21 protein-coding genes are annotated in these 19,945 nt (G+C 62.6%); 13 read left to right on the top strand and 8 right to left on the bottom strand.

Features of this window, described 5'->3' with window-relative positions; translation table 11 throughout:
• Nucleotide 1: 1 nt before the first annotated feature.
• Together CPI83_RS20330 and CPI83_RS20325 are read right to left on the bottom strand one after the other, a co-directional pair.
• The gene (locus CPI83_RS20330) at nucleotides 2-379 is read right to left on the bottom strand and encodes a hypothetical protein (protein ID WP_019744280.1); all 378 of its coding nucleotides are present in this window, start codon (nucleotides 377-379) and stop codon (nucleotides 2-4) included.
• A complete protein-coding gene (locus tag CPI83_RS20325; RefSeq protein WP_003941912.1) occupies nucleotides 376-843 on the bottom strand; it encodes an Asp23/Gls24 family envelope stress response protein in 468 nt (155 codons plus the stop codon). Before CPI83_RS20325 ends, CPI83_RS20330 begins: the two co-directional genes overlap by 4 nt.
• Before the next feature lie 183 nt (nucleotides 844-1,026).
• On the opposite strand from CPI83_RS20325, the gene CPI83_RS20320 reads away from it, so the two are divergent.
• The gene (locus tag CPI83_RS20320; RefSeq protein WP_223257985.1) at nucleotides 1,027-2,205 is read left to right on the top strand and encodes an FAD/NAD(P)-binding oxidoreductase; all 1,179 of its coding nucleotides are present in this window, start codon (nucleotides 1,027-1,029) and stop codon (nucleotides 2,203-2,205) included.
• A 42-nt stretch (nucleotides 2,206-2,247) separates the two neighbouring features.
• Nucleotides 2,248-3,012 (top strand): aspartate/glutamate racemase family protein, encoded by a 765-nt coding sequence (locus CPI83_RS20315; RefSeq protein ID WP_019744277.1) that lies wholly within the window; start codon nucleotides 2,248-2,250, stop codon nucleotides 3,010-3,012.
• A gap of 23 nt (nucleotides 3,013-3,035) precedes the next feature.
• Here CPI83_RS20315 and CPI83_RS20310 read toward each other — a convergent pair whose 3' ends face one another.
• Nucleotides 3,036-3,404 (bottom strand): SPW repeat protein, encoded by a 369-nt coding sequence (locus CPI83_RS20310; protein ID WP_019744276.1) that lies wholly within the window; start codon nucleotides 3,402-3,404, stop codon nucleotides 3,036-3,038.
• Nucleotides 3,405-3,765: 361 nt separating this feature from the next.
• Here CPI83_RS20310 and CPI83_RS20305 point away from each other — a divergent pair, with 361 nt between their 5' ends.
• Together CPI83_RS20305 and CPI83_RS20300 are read left to right on the top strand one after the other, a co-directional pair.
• Entirely contained in the window at nucleotides 3,766-4,503 is a 738-nt protein-coding gene (locus CPI83_RS20305; protein ID WP_097387635.1) for a DNA alkylation repair protein, read from the top strand.
• 38 nt (nucleotides 4,504-4,541) lie between these two features.
• Complete coding sequence (locus CPI83_RS20300) at nucleotides 4,542-5,861, top strand: glycosyltransferase 87 family protein (RefSeq protein ID WP_097387634.1); 1,320 nt, start codon at nucleotides 4,542-4,544, stop codon at nucleotides 5,859-5,861.
• Here the strand turns inward: CPI83_RS20300 and CPI83_RS20295 are convergent.
• Nucleotides 5,833-6,888 carry a ferredoxin--NADP reductase gene (locus CPI83_RS20295; protein ID WP_097387633.1) on the bottom strand — a complete coding sequence of 352 codons (1,056 nt, stop codon included), beginning with the start codon at nucleotides 6,886-6,888 and terminating at the stop codon, nucleotides 5,833-5,835. The two genes, CPI83_RS20300 and CPI83_RS20295, sit on opposite strands and share 29 nt — an antisense overlap.
• Nucleotides 6,889-7,249: 361 nt before the next feature.
• Here CPI83_RS20295 and mdo point away from each other — a divergent pair, with 361 nt between their 5' ends.
• The 4 genes from mdo to CPI83_RS20270 all read left to right on the top strand — a co-directional run bounded on the left by mdo (nucleotide 7,250) and on the right by CPI83_RS20270 (nucleotide 11,617).
• Nucleotides 7,250-8,524: an NDMA-dependent methanol dehydrogenase gene (gene mdo / locus CPI83_RS20285; protein WP_003942095.1), complete on the top strand. Its 1,275-nt coding sequence runs from the start codon at nucleotides 7,250-7,252 to the stop codon at nucleotides 8,522-8,524.
• A gap of 86 nt (nucleotides 8,525-8,610) precedes the next feature.
• On the top strand, nucleotides 8,611-9,693 hold the full coding sequence (locus CPI83_RS20280; protein WP_070384956.1) for a MoxR family ATPase: 1,083 nt from the start codon (nucleotides 8,611-8,613) through the stop codon (nucleotides 9,691-9,693).
• Nucleotides 9,690-11,213 (top strand): VWA domain-containing protein, encoded by a 1,524-nt coding sequence (locus CPI83_RS20275; RefSeq protein ID WP_097387631.1) that lies wholly within the window; start codon nucleotides 9,690-9,692, stop codon nucleotides 11,211-11,213. Before CPI83_RS20280 ends, CPI83_RS20275 begins: the two co-directional genes overlap by 4 nt.
• Nucleotides 11,214-11,269: 56 nt before the next feature.
• On the top strand, nucleotides 11,270-11,617 hold the full coding sequence (locus tag CPI83_RS20270) for a hypothetical protein (protein WP_020968992.1): 348 nt from the start codon (nucleotides 11,270-11,272) through the stop codon (nucleotides 11,615-11,617).
• On the opposite strand, the gene CPI83_RS20265 is transcribed toward CPI83_RS20270, so the two are convergent.
• The gene (locus CPI83_RS20265; RefSeq protein WP_097388223.1) at nucleotides 11,606-12,025 is read right to left on the bottom strand and encodes an RNHCP domain-containing protein; all 420 of its coding nucleotides are present in this window, start codon (nucleotides 12,023-12,025) and stop codon (nucleotides 11,606-11,608) included. The genes CPI83_RS20270 and CPI83_RS20265 overlap by 12 nt on opposite strands.
• A gap of 15 nt (nucleotides 12,026-12,040) precedes the next feature.
• Entirely contained in the window at nucleotides 12,041-12,403 is a 363-nt protein-coding gene (locus CPI83_RS20260) for an RNHCP domain-containing protein (RefSeq protein WP_003941922.1), read from the bottom strand.
• A 420-nt stretch (nucleotides 12,404-12,823) separates the two neighbouring features.
• Here CPI83_RS20260 and CPI83_RS20255 point away from each other — a divergent pair, with 420 nt between their 5' ends.
• Genes CPI83_RS20255 through CPI83_RS20245 form a run of 3 tightly spaced genes read left to right on the top strand, consistent with a single transcriptional unit; the run spans nucleotide 12,824 to nucleotide 16,144 of the window.
• Nucleotides 12,824-14,029 (top strand): iron-containing alcohol dehydrogenase, encoded by a 1,206-nt coding sequence (locus tag CPI83_RS20255; RefSeq protein WP_080910022.1) that lies wholly within the window; start codon nucleotides 12,824-12,826, stop codon nucleotides 14,027-14,029.
• 43 nt (nucleotides 14,030-14,072) lie between these two features.
• Nucleotides 14,073-15,464 (top strand): GAF domain-containing sensor histidine kinase, encoded by a 1,392-nt coding sequence (locus tag CPI83_RS20250; RefSeq protein ID WP_024487311.1) that lies wholly within the window; start codon nucleotides 14,073-14,075, stop codon nucleotides 15,462-15,464.
• Nucleotides 15,461-16,144: a response regulator transcription factor gene (locus tag CPI83_RS20245; protein ID WP_003942005.1), complete on the top strand. Its 684-nt coding sequence runs from the start codon at nucleotides 15,461-15,463 to the stop codon at nucleotides 16,142-16,144. Before CPI83_RS20250 ends, CPI83_RS20245 begins: the two co-directional genes overlap by 4 nt.
• Here CPI83_RS20245 and CPI83_RS20240 read toward each other — a convergent pair.
• A complete protein-coding gene (locus CPI83_RS20240; protein WP_041815731.1) occupies nucleotides 16,141-16,680 on the bottom strand; it encodes an RNA polymerase subunit sigma in 540 nt (179 codons plus the stop codon). The two genes, CPI83_RS20245 and CPI83_RS20240, sit on opposite strands and share 4 nt — an antisense overlap.
• Before the next feature lie 83 nt (nucleotides 16,681-16,763).
• Nucleotides 16,764-17,258, bottom strand: coding sequence for a helix-turn-helix domain-containing protein (locus tag CPI83_RS20235; protein ID WP_097387630.1), 495 nt, complete (start codon nucleotides 17,256-17,258; stop codon nucleotides 16,764-16,766).
• Nucleotides 17,259-17,326: 68 nt separating this feature from the next.
• On the opposite strand from CPI83_RS20235, the gene CPI83_RS20230 reads away from it, so the two are divergent.
• Complete coding sequence (locus CPI83_RS20230; RefSeq protein ID WP_020968998.1) at nucleotides 17,327-18,262, top strand: ABC transporter ATP-binding protein; 936 nt, start codon at nucleotides 17,327-17,329, stop codon at nucleotides 18,260-18,262.
• Nucleotides 18,259-19,929 carry an anibiotic ABC transporter gene (locus CPI83_RS20225; RefSeq protein WP_097387629.1) on the top strand — a complete coding sequence of 557 codons (1,671 nt, stop codon included), beginning with the start codon at nucleotides 18,259-18,261 and terminating at the stop codon, nucleotides 19,927-19,929. Before CPI83_RS20230 ends, CPI83_RS20225 begins: the two co-directional genes overlap by 4 nt.
• Nucleotides 19,930-19,945: the final 16 nt, after the last annotated feature.

Here is a 19,945-nt window from a genome sequence, read left to right as displayed (position 1 = left end):
GTCAGTTCCCTTCTCGAATGTTCGGTGCGATCTCGGTGACGGTGGAAAGCTCGGTGACTGCATCTTCGGAATTTTCGGGTGGATATCCCGCTGTCGACAAGTCTCCGACGGTCACGTTCACCGGTACGTCGACCAACCGTGCCACCACCGCTCGGACGCGTTCGGCGACGCCGCGAACATCGGCCGGATAGTGAACGGAAATGTGTACCGCACAAGAGGTTTCGTCGACGACGACGCCGGTGACTCGGCGTCCGGGGAGGTAGGTTCCCACCTCGCCGAATTGCCCGCCGTGCAGATCTGCCACTTCCGGAATCGCAAGAACTGCGTCGGCGACGACCTCGGCCGCGTCGATCTCGCGGCCGGCGTCGGCGGTACTCACTGAACCCTCGGCTTGGCTTCCGGATCGGTACTGCCGCCGCTCTCTGCATCCTCGAAGAGCATGACGTCGAAGACGGTGATGTTGACCTCGGTGACCTCGAGACCCGTCATGCTTTCGACTGCGGCAATGACGTTTCGGCGGATACCTACCGCCAATTCGTGGAGTGCGACGCCGTATTCGGCGACAATGCCGATGTCGATGGCGGCTTGTTTCTCGCCCACTTCCACCGCCACGCCCTGGGCATGGTTGACGCGGGCGCCCGGAATGCGGTCGCGAAGTGCCCCCACCGCGCGCGCGGTGCCCCCACCGACGTCGTACACGCCGTTGATCTCGCGGGTCGCGATACCGGCGATCTTGGCGACCACGGCGTCGGCGATGATCGTCTTGCCCTGGGTGCTGACTAGTTCCGCGCCACCGTCGGCGCCGAATCGGACGCTGTTCTTTTCACTGGAATCGCTGGTCATGGGGGCTCCCTGCTCATGTGTCAGTGCGTGCGTCTGAAGTACCTCCAACTGTAGTGACTGGTAGGTGGCCATGCGGGATGCACCACACCTACTCCGGCATTTGGTATGGCAGAGTCGGGGTCAAATAGTGACGGCGTTCATAGTGAGCGCTGCTAGTGACGTGGGTCGGACAGGGTGGTAGTGGTGGCACGGATAGTGATCGTGGGTGCGGGGTTGTCGGGGCTGCGGACCGTCGAGGAACTGCGACGAGCAGGCTTCGAGGGTGAATTGACGCTCGCCGGTGGGGAAACACATCTGCCCTACGACCGGCCGCCGCTGTCGAAGGAAGTGATCCGCGGCGACAAGGACGAGACGACGCTGCGTCCGGCAGAGTTCTACGTCGAGAACAAGGTGGATCTCAAGCTCGGTTCGCCCGCGACCTCGGTGGACACTGCCGCAAAGTCGGTGGCGTTCGCGGACGGATCCACCCTCGACTACGACGAGTTGGTCATCGCGACGGGACTGACTCCGCGTCGCATTGCCGGCCTTCCGGAGCTGTCCGGAGTGCACGTTCTGCGCTCCATCGAGGAGGCGTTGGCCCTTCGCGCCGAGCTGGCTCCCGGCAAGCGTGCGCTGATCGTCGGGGCCGGCTTCATCGGCTGCGAACTGGCCGCCAGCATGAAGTCTCACGGCGTCGACGTCGTGTTGCTCGAACCCCAGCCGACACCGCTGGCGTCGGTGCTCGGCCCCACCGTTGGCGCCCTCGTCGAACGTCTGCATCGGAACGAGGGCGTCGATGTCCGCGTCGGCACCGGCTTGACCTCGTTGTCCGGCGACGGAGCGGTTGCCACTGCGACCTTGAGCGACGGTTCGGAGATCCCCGTCGACGTGGTGGCGATCGGAGTCGGTTCGGTGCCGGTCACGGGATGGCTCGACGGTTCGGGAATCGAACTCGACAACGGAGTGCTCTGCGACGGCGTCGGCCGCACCAGTACCGACCACGTCTGGGCCGTCGGCGACGTCGCGTCCTGGCAGATCGGTGATCGACGCAAGCGCGTCGAACACTGGACCAATGCGGGCGACCAGGCCAAGATCCTGGCGGGAGCGCTCACCGGAACGGGTGATCCCGATGCGCCGGCGCAGGTTCCCTACTTCTGGAGCGATCAGTACGACGTCAAGATCCAGGCGTTGGGGACCGTCGCACCCACGGACACCGTTCACATCGTCAAGGACGACGGCCGAAAGTTCGTCGCCTACTACGAGCGCGACGGTGTGCTGGCAGCTGTCGTCGGCGGAGGTAGCGCGGGAGCGGTGATGAAGATGCGCGCCAAGATCGCAGCCGGCACGCCCATCTCTGACGTGTTGGAGTCCACACCGGCCTGAACGGATGAGGCAGGACCGGTTCCGAGGCGATAGATTTGTGCGGTGATCGTTGCACTCATCGACTCGGGACTGGGCCTGCTCCCTACCTCTGCGTGGCTCAGACGCCTGCGCCCGGATCTCGATCTGGTGCTCTCCCTGGATCCGGACGGCGCCCCCTGGGGCCCCAAGCCTGAGCCGTGGGTCGTCGACCGGGTACTCGGTGCCGTGCGGCGGAGCCTCGATCGTGGGGCTCAGGTCATCGTTCTTCCATGCAATACCGCCAGCGTCACCGCGCTGCCACACGTCCGTGAACTGGTCGGGCCGGAAGTACCGGTCATCGGAACGGTGCCCGCGATCAAACCCGCCGCTGCCGCGTGCGATTCAGTGGCGATCTGGGCTACAGCCGCGACGACGGCCAGCCGGTACCAAGCTGATCTGATCGAGCAGTTCGGCAACGGCGCCAAGGTCGTCGGAGTGCCGTGCCACGGCCTGGCCGATTCGATAGATCTCGGTGATCGCGCAGCCGCACTTGCTGCCATCGATTCCGCGGTTGCCCGGACGCCGGACGACGTCAGCGGCGTTGTCCTCGGGTGCACCCACTACCCACTGCTCGCCGACGAGATCGCAGCACGGCTACCCGCCGGCGTCACACTCTTCGACAGCGCCGAAGCCGTTGCACGACAGACTCTGCGGCGGATCGACGGGCTCGGTGCCGCGGGCGAAGGATCGGGAACCGTCGAGGTGTTCGTGAGCGGTCGTCCGGGCGCACTACCGCCCAGCGCCGAAGCCTTCGACGCCGGGCGGTTGTTGGGCGCGATCAAAGCCTGATCCAGCCTGTATTCAGCCATTCATCAATGGGCAGCTACGCCGCCGTGACCCCCGTGATGCATCCGCGCACTCATCACCGGCATCGCACTCACCGCGACCACAACGGTCAGAACCCCGACCACCCAGGCCGTCCACGACGCACCGCGCAGAGCGTCGAAGTTCATCACCCAGGGTGAAATGAACATCAAGACGCCGAAAACACCCATCGCGTAATCCGCCATGGCCATGTCCGGACGTGCCATGTGCGCCAGACCCGACAGTGCAACCAGGACACCCAGGACGACGAGTGACCACATTGCCCGATCGGTGGTGTCGAGCCACATCGGCGAGAGAGCCGCAAAGACGCCGAGAACCACCGCGACGGCATCTTGCATTCGATTCCACGACTTCATGACGAGACCTCCAAAGACGAGAGTGTGTCCACCTGTAGTACACGCCCGCGGAAGATCGAGATCAACTCTCCGCCAATTGCATTCGCGTTGCAGTTAGAGGCGATGCGGAGGCTCGAATATCAAGATTTGTGACCATTCGTCCGGATGGCCACGAGCCCGCGCGGCGCGCTTGCCGCGATATGTCCCGAGAGTGCCATGAGGGTGAGGGTGGTGAATGCGATAGCGGCGGTGATCATGGGTGGTCCTTTCACTGACTGTCCTCGAGTGTCGTCTGCCGACCTGTGGCCGAGCAGGGCACACGGTGTGAGGACGCTGAGAGAATCGAAGAGTCCGCACAGACGACCCGTGAGAAGGTTCTGGGGTGACGCAATCGAGTGCCCCGGACGTGATCGAGCAGTTGGCCGACCTCGCGGATCCCGCGGATGCCGTCCACTTGCAGCGGTTCTTCAAGACAGCGCCGGGGGAGTACGGCGAGGGTGACGTATTCATCGGCGTGCGAGTACCGAAGACGCGATCGGTGGTGAAGAAGCACGTCGGACTCGCGTTGCCTCAGATACGTCTCCTTCTCGCCAGTGACGTTCACGAGCACCGATTGGCCGGGCTGCTGATCCTGGTCGCTCAATTCGAAAAAGTCAGTCGCCCAAAATTTTTCGACGGCGAGGGCCGCGCTCGCATCGCAGGCTTCTATCTGACCGCTGTCGAGGACGGGCGGGTCAACAATTGGGATCTGGTGGATTCGTCCGCCGGACAGATCCTCGGCGGCTGGCTGTACGACCGAGATCGCCGGCTGATCTTCGAGCTTTCCGATTCGGGTGACCTGTGGCGACGACGGGTGGCGCTGCTGACGACGTACGGATTCATCACTCGCGGCGATGCGTCGACCACGCTCGAGCTTGCCGCGCAGGTGCTGGGTGATCGACGAGACCTGACCCAGAAAGCGATGGGCTGGATGCTCCGCGAGGTGGGCAAGCGGGTGGATCGGGATTTGTTGACCGGCTTCCTTACTGAGAATGCAGCAGACATGGGACGCACGGCGCTGAGCTACGCGTGCGAACACCTGACCGCAGACGAGCGAGCGCACTTCCGGGCGGCCCGCTAGCGAAGTACCGCTCGGTAGGTTGTGGGACGATTCTCGGTATGCCCGCCACCCGTGTCGAGGCGTCTCGAATTGTGACGATCGGTTCACTGATCGCTGCCGGCGTCGCAGCTCTGTGTTATCTCGTGTACTCCGTTCGGGCCGTCGAACCCGTTGATTTTCTCGTCTACCGCTACGCTGCCCAGGCATTTGCCGCAGGCTCGAACATCTACGAGAGCAACCTTGTCGGCCCGTCGATCGTCGACGAGGGCATGCCGTTCACCTACACCCCGTTCGCGGTGATCTTCCTCTGGCCGACTGTTCTCTTCGACTGGTGGACGGCCTATCTGCTGTGGTCGGCGTTGTGCATCGCGGCGGTGGTGTGGACAGTTGCCAAGTTCACTCCCGCTCGCGTCCCCAAGCGGCCGCTCGTCATGGCGGCATTGGTCCTGGCCGTGTCGGTGACACCCATCGTCAGCGCGCACATCTCCTTCGGCCAGGTGAACCTGGTGCTGATGGTGCTCGTACTGCTCGACGTGACCCGCAGAGGCGATTCGAGATTCGGCCGGTGGTTTCCACGAGGACTTTTGATCGGCGTCGCAGCCGCGATCAAGCTGACGCCGGCGCTGTTCATCGTCTACTTCGTCGTCACGAAGCAGTGGCGACTCGCGATCTGGAGTTCGATCGGATTTGCCGCGGCGACCGCCGTCGCGGCAATGGTGGACCCGGCCGTCAGCTGGACCTTCTGGTCGGACGTCGTCTGGAACCTCAGTGACCGGGTGGACTTGAGCGGGCAGGCGATCGCGAGTGCCGGTAACAGTTCACTGCAGGGCGGACTTGCGGCACTGGGCACATGGACGGCGTCTCTGGCGATGCCGTTGACCGTGCTGTGCGCGGCGGTAGCGCTCTGGGTCGCCCGAGATGTACATCGCGTCGGTCGTGGGGTCGATGCGGCGTTGGTGATCGGTTTGAGTGCGCCGATCCTTTCGCCGATCAGCTGGATTCATCACTGGGTGTATCTCGTGCCTGCTGCCGTCACGGTTCTCTTTCGGCTTCGATCGCCGCTGCAGTTCGGTGCGGCCGCTGTGGGGTTGGCCGTCGTCTATTGCGGGCCGAGCATGGGGCAGCAGTTCATCGAGACGTCGCCGCTCCTGCTGCCGCTGGGGTTGGTCCTTCGTGAGGGCTTCCTGATCGTGACCCTGGTGCTGATTCTTGCGTTGTGGCGGTTGCCCACAACGGCGCCGGAGTGGGTTACGGGGCGGGACTCGGAAGATGGCGCGGATGATGGCTCAGAAGATGACAAAGCCCCCGATTCCGCAGGGAATCAGGGGCCGTCATGCATCGAAGCAGGGTTCAGAACTCGATCTTCAGGCGATCGGTGATCGGCTTCGCCTGGCAACCGAGGATGTAGCCGTTCGCCACGTCCTCGGCGTCGAGGATCTCGGAGTTGTCCATCTGGACTTCGCCTTCGGTGACGGTGCAGGCACACGACCCGCATTCACCTTCCTGGCAGGAGTACGGAACGTCGAGACCCTTGGCGAGCATGATGTCGACGAGCGTCTGCTTGCGCGGCCAGACGAGGGTGTGGGTTTCACCGTCCAGTTCGACCTCGACGGTTGCGGCGTCGGCAGCTTCCTCGTCGGAGACCTCGGCTACCTCGACGTCACGGAACGGGTCGCCGGCGAGTGAATTGAAGACCTCGGCGTGAACTTGCGTGCGGTGCATGCCCGCTTCTGCCAGTGCCTTGTGGACGGCGTCCATGAAAGGGCCTGGACCGCACATGAAGGCCTCGTACGCGACAAATGGCTTGGCCAGTGTCGCCAACTGTGAGACGGCGGGGAGTCCCTGCACGGTTTCGATCCAGTGGACCACGGTGAGGCGGCCGGGGTGTTGCGCTGCCAGCTCGCGAAGTTCGGCGCCGAAGATGACGGACTTCTCGTCGCGATTCGCGTAGATCAGCACGACGTTGCCGCTGCCCTGCGTGAGGGCGGACTTGAGGATCGAGATCACCGGAGTGATTCCGCTGCCTGCACCGAAGAGCAGGAAGTCGTGATCGAGCGACTTGGGCGTGAAGACACCTGACGGCGGCAGCACTTCGATGGTGTCGCCGACCTGGAGCTTGTCGCACAGCCAGTTGGAGCCGTAGCCGTCGACAGTTCGCTTGACGGTCACCTTGGGGGCGTCGTCGGTGAAGGGTGAACTGGCCAGGGAGTAGCAGCGTGCGACCGAGCCGGTCTGATCACTCGGGATGCGCAGGGTCAGGAATTGACCTGGCTTGTAGTCGAACTTGTCCTTCAGTTCTGCGGGAATTTCGAACACCAGCGACCGGGCGTCGGAAGTCTCTTCGATGACTCCGGACACGGTGAGTACCGCCGATCGCGAGCTGTGCGGTACCTCGACTGTCGTCATCGCGAAGCTAGTCCTCTCGTGAAGCTGGGTAAAGCGCAGGTCAGTGAAGTGCAACATCTAGAACGTGTTCTAGTTCAATGTTAGCAGTGATGAAAAGCTACTGGGGATCGTAGTCGCCGAGCAACACGTTCCCGATCAGCGGGAACCACGGCAGTCTGATCCGGCCTTCCTGGCGGTCCGGGGTGGCGACGACCTGCCCGAACGGGCGGTTCGCGGGCGGCGTCCGGGCGGTTGAGCTGCCGAAGTCTGTGCACGGGCTGTTTGTCGGTACACAGTGGGAACCAGGTGAGACGCCGGTCACAAAGAATCGGCTCGAATCCCTCCCGCAGTCACATTCGTGCACATCCATGAGGAGATACCGATGGCTATCGAGCTCAACCAGATCTGGGACTTTCCGATCAAGGAGTTCCACCCCTTCCCGCGCGCCCTGATGGGTGTGGGCGCTCACGACATCATCGGTGTGGAGGCCAAGAATCTCGGCTTCAAGCGCACCCTTCTGATGACGACCGGTCTGCGCGGTTCGGGCATCATCGAGGAACTCGTCGGCAAGATCGAGTACCAGGGTGTCGAGGTCGTGCTCTACGACAAGGTCGAGTCGAATCCCAAGGACTACAACGTCATGGAGGCCGCGGCTCTCTATCAGAAGGAGAAGTGCGACTCGATCATCTCGATCGGCGGTGGTTCGAGCCACGACGCCGCCAAGGGTGCTCGCGTCGTGATCGCACACGACGGTCGCAACATCAACGAGTTCGAGGGCTTCGCCAAGTCCACCAACAAGGAGAACCCGCCGCACATCGCCGTATCCACCACGGCTGGAACGGGGTCCGAGACGTCGTGGGCATACGTCATCACTGACACCTCGGACATGAACAACCCGCACAAGTGGGTGGGCTTCGACGAGGCGACCATCGTCACGTTGGCGATCGACGATCCGCTGCTCTACTACACCTGCCCTCAGCATTTCACCGCGTATTGCGGCTTCGACGTACTCGCGCACGGCAGTGAGCCTTTCGTGTCTCGTCTCGATTTCGCGCCTTCGCTCGGTAACGCGATCTACTCGGTCGAGTTGGTCGCGAAGAACCTGCGCGAGGCCGTCTTCGAGCCGCGCAACCTCAAGGCCCGCGAGGGAATGATGAACGCGCAGTACATTGCCGGACAGGCCTTCAACTCCGGTGGCCTCGGCATCGTTCACTCGATCTCGCACGCGGTCAGTGCATTTTTCGACAGCCACCACGGTTTGAACAACGCCATCGCGTTGCCGCGTGTGTGGGAGTACAACCTGCCTTCGCGCTACGAGCGCTACGCCCAGTTGGCCGGCGCACTCGGTGTCGACACTCGCAACCTCACCACGGTTCAGGCCGCGGACGCTGCCGTCGAGGCTGCCATCCGTCTGGCCAAGGACGTCGGTATCCCCGACAACTTCGGTCAGGTTCGCACAGACTCGTACGCGAAGAACCAGATGAACACCAAGAAGTACGAGGGTCGTGGTGATGTCATCAAGGGTGACGAGAAGACTGTGCGCGCCATCTCCGAGCACATTCAGGACGACTGGTGCACCCCGGGTAACCCTCGTGAGGTCACTGTGGAGTCGATGATCCCGGTTGTCGATCACGCGATCAACAAGTCGTACTTCTAGCAGGGCCTTCGGCCCCGTGCGCGCTTAAGGAGTCCAGAGACTCCTCGAGCGCGCACAGGGGCTGTGCCCCTATCGAAAGGTATTCCATGTCCGGTCGCAGTTTCTCCAGCGGAATCGAAGTGAAAGATGCTCTGCGAGAGCAGGACTACATTGCCGATGACGAGTTCGCGGTAGTCGTTCATCTGGCGACGGCGCTGGGGCGTCCGCTCCTGCTCGAAGGGCCGGCTGGTGTCGGCAAGACGGAACTGGCGAAGTCTCTGGCTGCGATCGGGGGCCGCAAACTGGTGCGATTGCAGTGCTACGAAGGGCTGGACGACAATCGGGCCCTGTACGAATGGGACTACGCGAAGCAACTCCTGCACGTGCAGATGCTTCGCGACCGGATCAGTGATCAGGTTTCCGAATTCGACAGCGTCGCCGAAGCATCCAAGTTTCTGGCCGATCAGGATTTCGGGTTGTACTCCGAGAACTTCCTGTCCGTGCGGCCGCTGCTCGAAGCGATCCTCTCACCCGATCCGGTAGTGCTTCTGGTCGACGAGGTGGACCGCACCGAGGAATCGATGGAAGCACTGCTCCTCGAGATTCTCGCCGAACAGCAGATCACCATTCCCGAGGTCGGTACGTTCGTTGCCCGCTCGCAGCCCTGGGTCATCCTGACGTCCAACGACACCCGCGAGCTCTCACCCGCGCTCAAGCGTCGTTGTCTGCATTACCATCTCGGCTATCCGACGTCCGAGCGTGAACGCGAGATCGTCACGGCCCGAGCGCCGGAGGTGGATGAGGCTACGGCCACCGAAGTTGTCGAATTGGCTCGCATCTTGCGTGATCTCCCGCTGCGCAAGAGCCCGTCCATCTCGGAGGTCATCGACGCGGCCAGAGCGGCGACAGTGCTCGCCGCCAGCGGATTCGACACCGCTTCCGACGCCAAGGTGCGCGACATCCTGCTCACGGCGTTGCTCAAGTACTCGTCAGATGTGACGCTGGCCAAAGAACGATTCGACGGAAAGCGTCTCGAATCACCGTCGCGTGACGGTGGCGAGCCGATCGAGCGATCCACGGTGGCAAGCAAACCCGCCAACACGACGACGGCCGTGTTCCGGGGCACGGGTGGACGTGACCCTCATCAACAGGGAATCCGCGGCGGCAGCGGAATCCGTTCGACGCGATGACGACGCTCGGTGGCCTCGCCGTGTGGCAACCGTCGTTTGTTCTCGACGTGGTGTCCGCGAGTTTCGGCCGATTGCTGAGGGCGGCCGGAGTTTCCGCGTCACCGGCCGAGGTCATCGAGGTTCGGCGTGTACTCGCGATGGTCGGAGCTTCGGATCGTGAGACGTTGCGAGCATGTCTTCGGGCTGTGTGCGCCAAGTATTCTCACGAACAGGCCGGTTTCGATCGGGCATTCGACGCGCTGTTCCGGCCGGCCGCAGGCAAAGCGCACGCCGAGCGGGTGGCTTCGCGCGCCGAGGTGGCGGACGGTCTGCCCACCGCGCTGGGGATCGACGAGGATCAAGAAGTAGGCCGGTATGCCGAGTACAACGAGCGTGCAGCCGAGATCGGCGACTACTTCGAGACTCCGGAAGCGGAGAAGGGGTTCAACCCGCACAAGGACGACGACGATGTGTCGATGACGTCCAGCGATGCGGAACTGTCGGTGGATACCGGTTCGGAGACCGGTCGACGGGGAGTCAGCTACACCGTCGACGTGGATCGTGCCGCGTCGGCAGTGGTCGGTGACCTGAGCACCAGTGTTGCTGCAGCAGTCGTCGGTTCGTTGTCCTGGGACGATCCGACGTCGATCCTCGCCTGGCTGGATGCATACGACCCGAGCAAAGCGTATGCGGACGTCTCCGACGACGGGCCGCTGACGCAGGCGCAACTGAACCGGCTCGTCGAGGCGGTCGAAGCGTTCGTGCAAGCACTCTCGGCCGCTGCACTCGCCGAAAGCGCTCCCGATGCGCCCGACAGCGAATCTGCTGCGGGCGCAACGCACAACGACATCGAACTCGCGTGCCACGAGGTGCTTCGGCGGATGAGAGGACCGTCCAGACCACGGCCCCGGGAGCGCTCTCGTGGACATCTCGACATGCGACGCACGGTGCGTTCGAGTCTGCGCACCGACGGAATTCCCTTCCACCTGGTCGTGAAAGCTCCTCGCCCCGATCGTGTTCGACTACTTCTCATCGCAGACGTGTCGCTGTCCGTGCGCCCGATCACCGCGTTCACTCTGCGGTTGGCTCAGGCAATGCATCGCCGGGCAGATCGTTGTGAAGTCCTCGCATTCGTCGATCGTCCGGTCGACGTGACCGACACCCTTCTCGCCAGTAGCGGTGACGGCGCACTGGCTGCGGTACTTGCGCACCCGGGTCTGGATCTGGAAGCCAGCAGCGATTACGGTCGAGTGCTCACAGAATTGTTGGACGAGCACGGAAACACCTTGAACTCACGGACGTCCGTCATCATCGTGGGCGACGGTCGGTGCAACGGGTTGCCCCCACAGGTGGACAAGCTGGAAGAGTTACGACGCAAGGTTCACCGTCTGGCCTGGATCACGCCTGAACCTCAGCGCTACTGGAACCAGGCGTCGTGCGCGATGCCGGAGTATTCGGAGATCTGCGACGAGGTTGTTGTTGCCCGAGATGCCGCGCAACTGATGGCAAAGGCCGCTGAACTGGGGCACGCACTTCGCTGATGTCACTGCACTTCACCGATGTCACTGCGCGATCCGTCGTGAACTAGTTTGATCTCATGTCCGAAATCAGGGGATCGATCTGGCGACCGATCGCGGCGCTGACAGTGCTCGGCGCCGTGTGTGGGCTGGTGGCGCTCGGCGTGTTTCAGTGGTGGTGGAACTCGTTGGCATCACCTCACATTCTCACCGGCGGATCCTATCGGGAGCCGTTTGCCGAGCCGACATACACCGGACCCATATTCATGGACCTCTTTCCGGCAGAACCTGCCCCGTGGCTGTATTCGGGACTGGTCCTCGGACCGACGGCGGTCGGCTTGCTTGCCGGGATCGTGTTCGTGGTGTTCGTCCGGCGCAATCGCGCGCAGGACCGCGCGATTACGCCGGACGATCGATCAGAGCGCTAGCAACGCGCGCGAGCCCAGTCGAGGATCCGCCAACGGGCGTAGCGCCAACCGCAGCAAGACCAGGGCGTTGTCGTCGCCGGCGATCCTGTTGACTTTCAACGTATTGCACTCGACGCACTGGTGAACGAGCATCCACTCACCGTCTTGCCGGACCGACAGGCACAGCGCCGCCATGGCACCTCTGCACTGTTGTGCCCGGTCACCCGGAACACGACCATCCACGTGGCGGCTGGCCAGACAGTTCGGGCAATGGTTCCGATGTGCGGTACCCGGGGCCGCAGTGGAAAGGTCCAAACGGCATGTGAGACAACGGAAGCTCGATCCTTGTTCGCCGCCGATTCCGTGCAATACGTGCTTGGTCCGTTGCGGTGCCCGCCGCGCGCGGGTGCTGGGATTCCTACGTGGCATCTGCTTTCTCACCCCTCACAAGTCGCCGAAGGCTTCGAGCGGGAAGGGTGGTTGTGCGAGCGGCCGCACCGCCATCCTCATCAACAACAACTGGTTGTCGTCACGGCTGACGGGGTTGGAGGTGAGTTCGAGGCACTGTGCGCAGCGGTGGATGATCATCCAATCGCCGCTTCGCAGCACCGCGATCGAAATGGGGGCCATCCGCATTCCGCAGTCCGACGGTCCACCTTCCACCTGGTCGAACAGGTGTCGGGAATGCAGGCAACTGGGGCAGTGGTTTCGGCGATCACCATCGGGGCCGTACGTCATGACGGTGAGTCCGCACTGAATGCACGAGAAGGTGTCGGTTTTCGAGATGGAATTGTGTGATTGAGGCACTGGAGAACTCCTAGCTGAGTGAACAAAGCAGGTAGGAGCAGGCCGAGTGGCCTCGCGGCTGTCAGTCCGTCGTTTCGGGGATCAGCAAGTGACCCTCGAAGTTGCCGGCAGTGCAGGGGCGAGAGGCGCGCTCGGCGCGGGCTGGGTCATAAACACCTTCTGGATCGGTACTACGGGCCGCTCTGGCCAGAACCGAAAGTACAACGGGACCTGATTGCCGCGCCATCTATTTTCCGGCCACGTCTACCTGCCCGAACGGGTAGGTAAGCGCCTCTCCTTCGGTGGGTGTGCCCCGACTGCTGTCCGCGTAGGCTCGGGGCCAGCACTTGTAAGGTGGATCACACCAGTTGGTGCTCGGGCGAGCGAGCTGGGAATTCGCGAAGCGGTGATCTCGGTGCCGCGCGAGAGGAGAGTGGGGTCGTGTCCGTGGCATATCCGGATGCTGTGAACCACGGTGTTCATCGCCGCGGCACTGCTGCTCGACTGGTCAAATTTCACGCCCCCGAGATCGTCTTCGGTATCGGTTCCCTGGTCGAGGCAGCACACGCGACTCTGCGGTTCGGCGGGTTCCGCCCGTTTCTGGTCACCGATCCCGGCTTGATCGACGCGGGGTGGGTCAGCGAACTCGAGGACCATCTCACGGAGCAGGGCTTGACCGCGACAGTGTGGTCAGGGCTGACGCCCAACCCCAAGGACTTCGAGATCGCGGCCGGATTCGAGGTGTACCAGGAAGGCGAGTGCGACGTCATCATCGCGCTCGGTGGCGGTTCCGTCATCGACGCGGCAAAAGGTGTAGCCGTCCTCGCTGCCAACGGCGGCAACATACTCGACTACGAGGGTGTCGATCAGGCGACAAAACCGATCCCGCCGTTGGTGATGGTTCCCACCACGTCCGGCACCGGCGCTGACGTGTCGCAGTTCTGCATCGTCACGGACACGACCCGCGGCACCAAGATCACCATCATCGGCCGTGCCCTCGTGCCAGATGTGACGGTCATCGATCCGCGGTTGCTCACGACGATGCCCGAGTGGCTCAATGCAGCAACGGGATTGGACGCACTGACGCACGGAATCGAAGCCTTCGTCTCACTGGCGCACAATCCGTTGACCGATCATCACGCGCTCCGCGCGGTCGGCCTCGTAACGGAGAATCTGGTGAACACGATCCAGGACCCGATGGAGATGGAAGCTCGATCGGTGATGGCGCAGGCGAGTCTCGAGGCCGGGTTGGCGTTCACCAACGCGATACTCGGAGCCGCGCACGCCATGAGCCATCAGGTGGGCGGCATGCTTGATCTGCCACATGGCGTCATCAACGGAATTCTGTTGCCCCACGTCATCCGATTCAATTCCACGACGGATGCTGCCCCCTTTGTTGCCATCGCTGCGGCACTGAGCCTTCCTGAACAGCACGGCACCCCGGAGGAAGCAGCGCTGGCGGTGGCCGACCGGGTCGAACGTCTCGCCCGGGAGGTTGGGGTCCCGAAGGGGCTGGGGGAGTTGGGTGTTCGCGAGGAAGACCTCAGTCGACTTGCCAGCTTCGCGTTGCTCGACGCCTGCATGTCCACCAATCCCAGGGAAGCGACGCAGGAGCAGATGGTGGCGTTGTTCCGAGGTGCCTTGTGAAGAGGGACAGTGTGATGCGGTGCAGGGTGATGCGGTGCAGACGATGACCGCGGACCTGTCGCGACTCACCGGTTTACGTTCGGGTAAGAGTTCGTTTTATCCGCAGTACCGCGGCGCTGCCGAGCGCCTCGAACGCGTCGTACATGCGTTGGAATTGATCTCGCGGGCTTTGGTGCGAACCGTCGAGGGGCCGGAAACCCTCGTCTGTGCGGTGGCGGAAGCTGCCCGTGCTCATCTGAGTGCCAACTGGATAGTCTTCGCCTTGGCCGACGGAACATTGCCCGACGCCGGACCACGGCGATTGGTTCTCGGCCCGGACGCCACCCCTTTTCTGGTCGACAACGTGGAGGGGCCACCGCTTCCGGAGGACGTCGTCGAATGCCTCGACGACATCCGGTGCGGAAGAATCGAATCCAACTCGGTGATCGACGCTCACTATGCGTTTGTGCCGATCGTACTCGGCGGCGGTGTGGTCGGCGCCTTTGCTGCCTGGACGCCGGCTAACCGGACACTCGATACGACGGACGGAGCCGTGCTCAGCATTCTGGCCAGCCAGACTGCTGTGGCCCTGCAGAACTCGGCGCTCTACCAGCGCGGACAACTACTGCTCGAACGAGCCGAAGACGCATATGCGGAGGCCAATCGCACTGCAGCCGACCTCGCGGTGCGCAACAGCGAATTGGAGTCCACGCAGCGTCAACTCGGAGTGGCTCACCGGCACCAGGTGGTCGACGACGAACGGCACCGGATCGCCCGCGAACTTCACGACAGCGTGACACAGGCTGTGTTGTCGGCCGGCATGCAGATCGAGGTCTGCCGGAGCGACATCCCGGAGGCGGAACGCAGTGAAAGACTGGACTTGGCAAAGGATTTGACCAGGCGGGCGGTCGAGCAGCTTCGCTCGGCGATCTACGCGCTCAATCATTCCTCGGACGCGGACCGGACGTCGCTGCCCGAGATGCTCGAGCAGCTCGGCGTGGTTCACATGCCGGACGAGTTGGCGGTCAGCGTTCGCGTCGGCGGCACCCCGACCGAGCTTCCAGGCGATGCCGAACACGCTCTTCTGCGGATCGCGGGGGAGGCGCTGTTCAATGTTGCGGTGCATGCCCATGCGAGTCGAGCGGTCCTGCGGTTGACCTATCGAGCGGATACGGTGCTGCTGTCGGTTTCCGACGACGGTGACGGCGACCCTGCGCGGATGCGTCTGATCCTCAAACTCGCAGCCACCAACGACGTCGACGGCCGTCATCGCGGACTGGCGAACATGCAGACACGAACTCTCGAGTTGGGTGGTGCGCTCGAAGTACGGCGCGCGCGGATCGGTGGAATTCAGATTCTCGTGCGACTGCCACTACCACTGCCACAGGCACTTCCGCTCCAGGCGGATGTCGACAATCTTTGCTCCACCACTGAAATCGAGAGCGAGGAATCATGACCACTGCGCGTCCCGTCATCACCCGCGGAGCATCGCCGGTTCAGGGATTGGTTCGAATCGTTCTGGTCGACGACCATGCAATTTTGCGGCAAGGGCTCCGCTCGGTTCTCGAGCGCGAAAGCGACCTCGAGATCGTGGGGGAGGCTTCGTCTCTCGCCGAGGCGCTTGCCGTGGTCGACAAGGTGGGCCCGGACATCGTCTTGATGGATCTGAAACTATCCGCCAGTTCCGACTACGAGGGACTGACCCTTTGTGGCCAGTTGTCTTCGGCGCATCCCGGGCTCGGACTGTTGGTTCTCACCACCTTTCTCGACGATCAACTGGTGGTGCGAGCGGTACACGCGGGCGCTCGCGGCTATGTCGTCAAAGACGTCGACACCACCGAATTGGTACGTGCGATCAGGGCTGTCTCGCGGGGTGAGAGTGCGTTCGATTCTCGCAGCGCATCGGCTGTCGTCCGATCGCTCAACGGGCAGTCGTCATCCAAAGAACGATTGACCGATCGTGAACTCGAAGTACTGAGACTGCTCGCAAACGGCTTGTCCAACATCAAGATCGGTGAGCGACTGTTCATCTCGCCGACCACGGTCAAGTTCCACGTCAGCAACATCATGCGCAAACTCGAGGTGAGTCGGCGAGCAGAGGCCGTCTACGCCGCGAGTAAGCAAGGTCTGATCTAGCTCCGCTCGGAGACCGCCCAGGCGCGCAGCGCCTGATGCTGTACGAGGAGCACGCTCGATCGAGTTGTGCGCAGAGTCGACGCGGTCATCTCGGCAGTCAGACCCACTGCGATTCGCAATACCAGGACCTCACGTTGGTCGTCGGTGAGGCGACGTGGGCGTTTGAATTGTCCGTCGATGTTGCGTGACTGGGGAATTGACGCAATCCGTTGCGAGGCCAACTCGTAGGCGAAGTTCTCGATGCGTGTGTCGGCCGAGATCGTTTCGGACATTCGTGTGACGACGTCCAGGGTGCATTGATGGGCGAGATCGTCGGCGAATGTTGCGACAGGCGTCCCGAGAAGCCTGGCGCGATAGTAGAGAACGACGCGAGGGTGCAATCGGGCCAGGAGTTTCGACAGTGCGTGATGATCGCCGGCGAATGCCCCGGCGGCGTTGCGGTTCAAGGAAATCGATTGTTCACAGGTTTCGGGTGAAGCGGTTCGTGCGGAGGGTGGCGTCGGTGAAGTCTTCGCGCCCCTGATCGACAGCTTCATCAATAACTCCTCGGGTACAGCGCACCTCATCATGCTGGAACGAGAATTGAGGTACCCCACCGAAAATGCGGGTAAACCTGAAGTTACCTTCCAGGTGTCCGGTCTTTTCGCTGGGAGCGCCAGTCCGCGAGCATGCGCGGCATTTCCGCGGCCATGAAGTCGAAGAAGTCGCGCAGATCTTCCATACGATCGCCGGCCGTAGTGCCTTCACCGAGGACCCGAATGCCCTCGTCCGCAACTGCCGAGACCTGGTAGAGGGACGATTGTTTCGTGACAAACGCGTCGGCCCACATCTCGACGCTGACGCAGTAGTGCTGACGCCTCGATCCGGGGACGGCCACTCGCTCGATCAATCCGACTTGCTGGAGGTATCTGACTGCTCCGGAAATGGCGGCGGGGCTCACTCCCAATCGGGATCCGAGATCTCCTGGCGTGGACGAGGGTGTCTCGCTGGTCATCAACGCGGCCCAGACGCGTGCAGGCATCGGCGGAAAACCCATGTCGCTCAGAACGAGTGAGAGTCGCTCGACATAATGTCGGCTCTCGTCCGGTGCAACGGTGTGGCTGGTGTCGGTCATCGGAACCCTTCGATCTTTTCTTCTTTTCTATCTTCACACATTTGTGAAATCGGCGTACGGTCAAATTCATGGGTGCGGCAATTTCAGTGAAAAGCCTCGTCAAGACCTTCGGTACCACCCGCGCGCTGGACGGCCTCGACCTCGAAGTCTCAGCAGGTGAAGTGCACGGATTCCTGGGACCGAACGGCTCTGGAAAGTCGACCACTATTCGGGTGCTCCTCGGGCTTCTCCGCTCGGACTCCGGAGACGCAACTGTTCTCGGCGGCGATCCGTGGCGAGACGCTGTTACCTTGCATCGACGTCTCGCTTACGTGCCTGGCGACGTGAATCTGTGGCCCAACCTCACCGGCGGGGAGGCTATCGATCTGTTGGCGGGTCTGCGCGGTGGCTTGGACCGAAAACGCCGCAGCGAGTTGCTCGATCGCTTCGAACTTGACCCGACCAAGAAGGCGCGGACGTACTCGAAAGGTAATCGGCAGAAGGTTGCACTCGTGGCGGCGTTTTCGTCCGACGTCGACCTTTACGTACTCGACGAACCGACATCGGGGCTCGACCCGTTGATGGAAGCGGTGTTTCAGGACTGCGTCGAGGAGGTGGCTCACGCCGGAAAGACGGTCCTGCTGTCGAGCCATATCCTCGCCGAGGTCGAAGCGCTGTGCGATCGCGTGAGCATCATCCGCGACGGGCGGACGGTGGAAGAGGGAACGCTGTCCGAACTCAGGCATCTCACGCGCACGTCCATCTCGGCGGAGACACAGCGCCAGATCGGCGGACTCGACGGGCTCGGCGGTGTCCACGACGCGGTGATCGACGGTAACCACGTCACCTGCGAAGTCGACAGCGCGCAACTCGGACCACTCATGACGTACTTGGTCGGATTCGGAATCGTGGCGCTCACTTCCACTCCGCCGACACTCGAAGAACTCTTCTTGCGTCATTACGGTGACGAGCGCGCCAGGGAGACTTCGGTCCACCTGCGAGCCGAGACCGGTGTACGGCCATGACCGTTGTTGTCGAGGCCGCTCCACCGGTACCGGCCTCGGCAAGTCAATTCACCGGCACGCGCCGACTGGTCCGGTTGGCTTTGCGACGGGACCGAATTCAGCTTTCCGTGTGGGTCATCTCGATCGTCTTGTTCATGCTGCTGGTTGTCGCCAGTGTGACCGGGCTGTACTCGACCCCCGAGGAGTTACGAAACATCGCAGTCAGTTCCGCGGTATCGCCGGTGGCGCTGGCGACCAACGGAATCGTGTCCGGCGATTCGCAGGGCGCGATAGTCGCCAGTCAGTCGGTGCTCGTGTTCGCGTTGGTGGCGGCATTGATGAGCACCCTTGCGGTGGTTCGTCATACACGACAGAACGAGGAGACCGGCCGTGCCGAGATGATCGGTGCTGCGGTGGTGGGTCGGCGAGCGCTTCTGACGTCCGCACTGATTGTCACGGTCGGTGCAAACCTGGTTCTGACATTGGGAATTGCGCTGGGATCGATCGCCGTCGGTTTGCCGGTGTTTGGTTCGCTCGCGTTGGGTGCCTCGATAGGTGGGGCCGGAATCGCGTTTGCCGGCGTGGCGGCGGTGACTGCGCAGATCACCGACGGTGCTCGTACGGCCAACGGTCTGGCGGGTGCCGCGATCGGTGTGGCCTTCATGCTGCGCGCGATCGGCGACGTGAACAGTACGGTCGTCGACGACGGAACTCGCGTGGTGAGCGGTTGGTTGTCGTGGCTTTCGCCGATCGGATGGGCGCAACAGATCAGACCTTTCGACGACGACGCCTGGTGGATCCTGTTGTTACTGGTCGGATTTGCGGTTGTGCACGTGATGGTGGCGTTTGTTCTCATCAGCCATCGTGATCAGGGAGCGGGGCTCGTGCAGCCCCGGCCCGGCCCACCGACCGCAGCATCGTGGTTGCCGTCGGCTTGGGGCCTGGCGTGGCGCATGCAGCGAATGACGATGTTCTGGTGGATCTTTGCCGTTGTCATTCTCGGGTTCGCCTACGGCGCTGTGGGCAACGAGATCGACGCGATGGTGGGATCGTCGCAGCAAACCGCGGAGATGTTCGAGAAACTCGGTGGCGGCGGTACGGATCTGGTGGATTCGTACTTGGCCACTGCTCTCGGTCTCACCTCGATAGTGATCGCGGCATATTCGGTCCAGAGTCTTCTCCGGATGCGGGGCGAGGAAACATCGGGACGGCTCGAACCGTTGCTGGCAACCTCTTTGTCGCGGTGGAGGTGGATGCTTTCCCACCTGGGTGTGGTTGTGGGCGGTGTGATCCTCGCGCACGTCTTGATGGGTGCCTTCACCGGATTTGCCTTCGGGCTCGTCACGGACGACATCGGCGGCAACACACTTCGCATGACCGGCGCTGCCTTGGCCTATCTGCCTGCGGTGCTCGTAGTCGTGGGGTTGGTGTCGTTGGCTTTCGGACTGTTTCCGACCTACACGTCGGCGCTCTCCTGGGGAATCTTGGCGGCGTGCATCGTGCTCGGGCAACTCGGAACATTGCTGAAGCTGCCGCAGGTAGTGCTGGATCTGTCACCGTTCACCCACGTGCCGGGTGCCCCCGCCGAGCCAGTGACAGTTCTACCGCTGCTGGCAATGATCGTTGTGGCAGTAGTGCTTTCGACAGCATCGCTTGTTGCGTTCCGTCGTCGCGACCTCCAGGTGTAGTAGGGCTGAACTCAAT

It is taken from the genome of Rhodococcus sp. H-CA8f (assembly GCF_002501585.1).
Lineage (GTDB): Bacteria > Actinomycetota > Actinomycetes > Mycobacteriales > Mycobacteriaceae > Rhodococcus_F > Rhodococcus_F erythropolis.
The sequence above is the reverse complement of the archived record's forward strand: the minus strand, read 5'-3'. Positions and strand labels throughout refer to the sequence as shown.

Excerpts from the sequence above, each read along its gene's own strand:
- CPI83_RS20325 (WP_003941912.1), bottom strand. The coding sequence starts at position 843 with ATGACCAGCGATTCCAGTGAAAAGAACAGCGTCCGATTCGGCGCCGAC.
- CPI83_RS20310 (WP_019744276.1), bottom strand. The coding sequence starts at position 3,404 with ATGAAGTCGTGGAATCGAATGCAAGATGCCGTCGCGGTGGTTCTCGGC.
- CPI83_RS20300 (WP_097387634.1), top strand. The coding sequence starts at position 4,542 with ATGCCCGCCACCCGTGTCGAGGCGTCTCGAATTGTGACGATCGGTTCA.
- CPI83_RS20295 (WP_097387633.1), bottom strand. The coding sequence starts at position 6,888 with ATGACGACAGTCGAGGTACCGCACAGCTCGCGATCGGCGGTACTCACC.
- mdo (WP_003942095.1), top strand. The coding sequence starts at position 7,250 with ATGGCTATCGAGCTCAACCAGATCTGGGACTTTCCGATCAAGGAGTTC.
- CPI83_RS20280 (WP_070384956.1), top strand. The coding sequence starts at position 8,611 with ATGTCCGGTCGCAGTTTCTCCAGCGGAATCGAAGTGAAAGATGCTCTG.
- CPI83_RS20275 (WP_097387631.1), top strand. The coding sequence starts at position 9,690 with ATGACGACGCTCGGTGGCCTCGCCGTGTGGCAACCGTCGTTTGTTCTC.
- CPI83_RS20270 (WP_020968992.1), top strand. The coding sequence starts at position 11,270 with ATGTCCGAAATCAGGGGATCGATCTGGCGACCGATCGCGGCGCTGACA.
- CPI83_RS20265 (WP_097388223.1), bottom strand. The coding sequence starts at position 12,025 with ATGCCACGTAGGAATCCCAGCACCCGCGCGCGGCGGGCACCGCAACGG.
- CPI83_RS20250 (WP_024487311.1), top strand. The coding sequence starts at position 14,073 with ATGACCGCGGACCTGTCGCGACTCACCGGTTTACGTTCGGGTAAGAGT.
- CPI83_RS20245 (WP_003942005.1), top strand. The coding sequence starts at position 15,461 with ATGACCACTGCGCGTCCCGTCATCACCCGCGGAGCATCGCCGGTTCAG.
- CPI83_RS20240 (WP_041815731.1), bottom strand. The coding sequence starts at position 16,680 with ATGAAGCTGTCGATCAGGGGCGCGAAGACTTCACCGACGCCACCCTCC.
- CPI83_RS20235 (WP_097387630.1), bottom strand. The coding sequence starts at position 17,258 with ATGACCGACACCAGCCACACCGTTGCACCGGACGAGAGCCGACATTAT.
- CPI83_RS20230 (WP_020968998.1), top strand. The coding sequence starts at position 17,327 with ATGGGTGCGGCAATTTCAGTGAAAAGCCTCGTCAAGACCTTCGGTACC.
- CPI83_RS20225 (WP_097387629.1), top strand. The coding sequence starts at position 18,259 with ATGACCGTTGTTGTCGAGGCCGCTCCACCGGTACCGGCCTCGGCAAGT.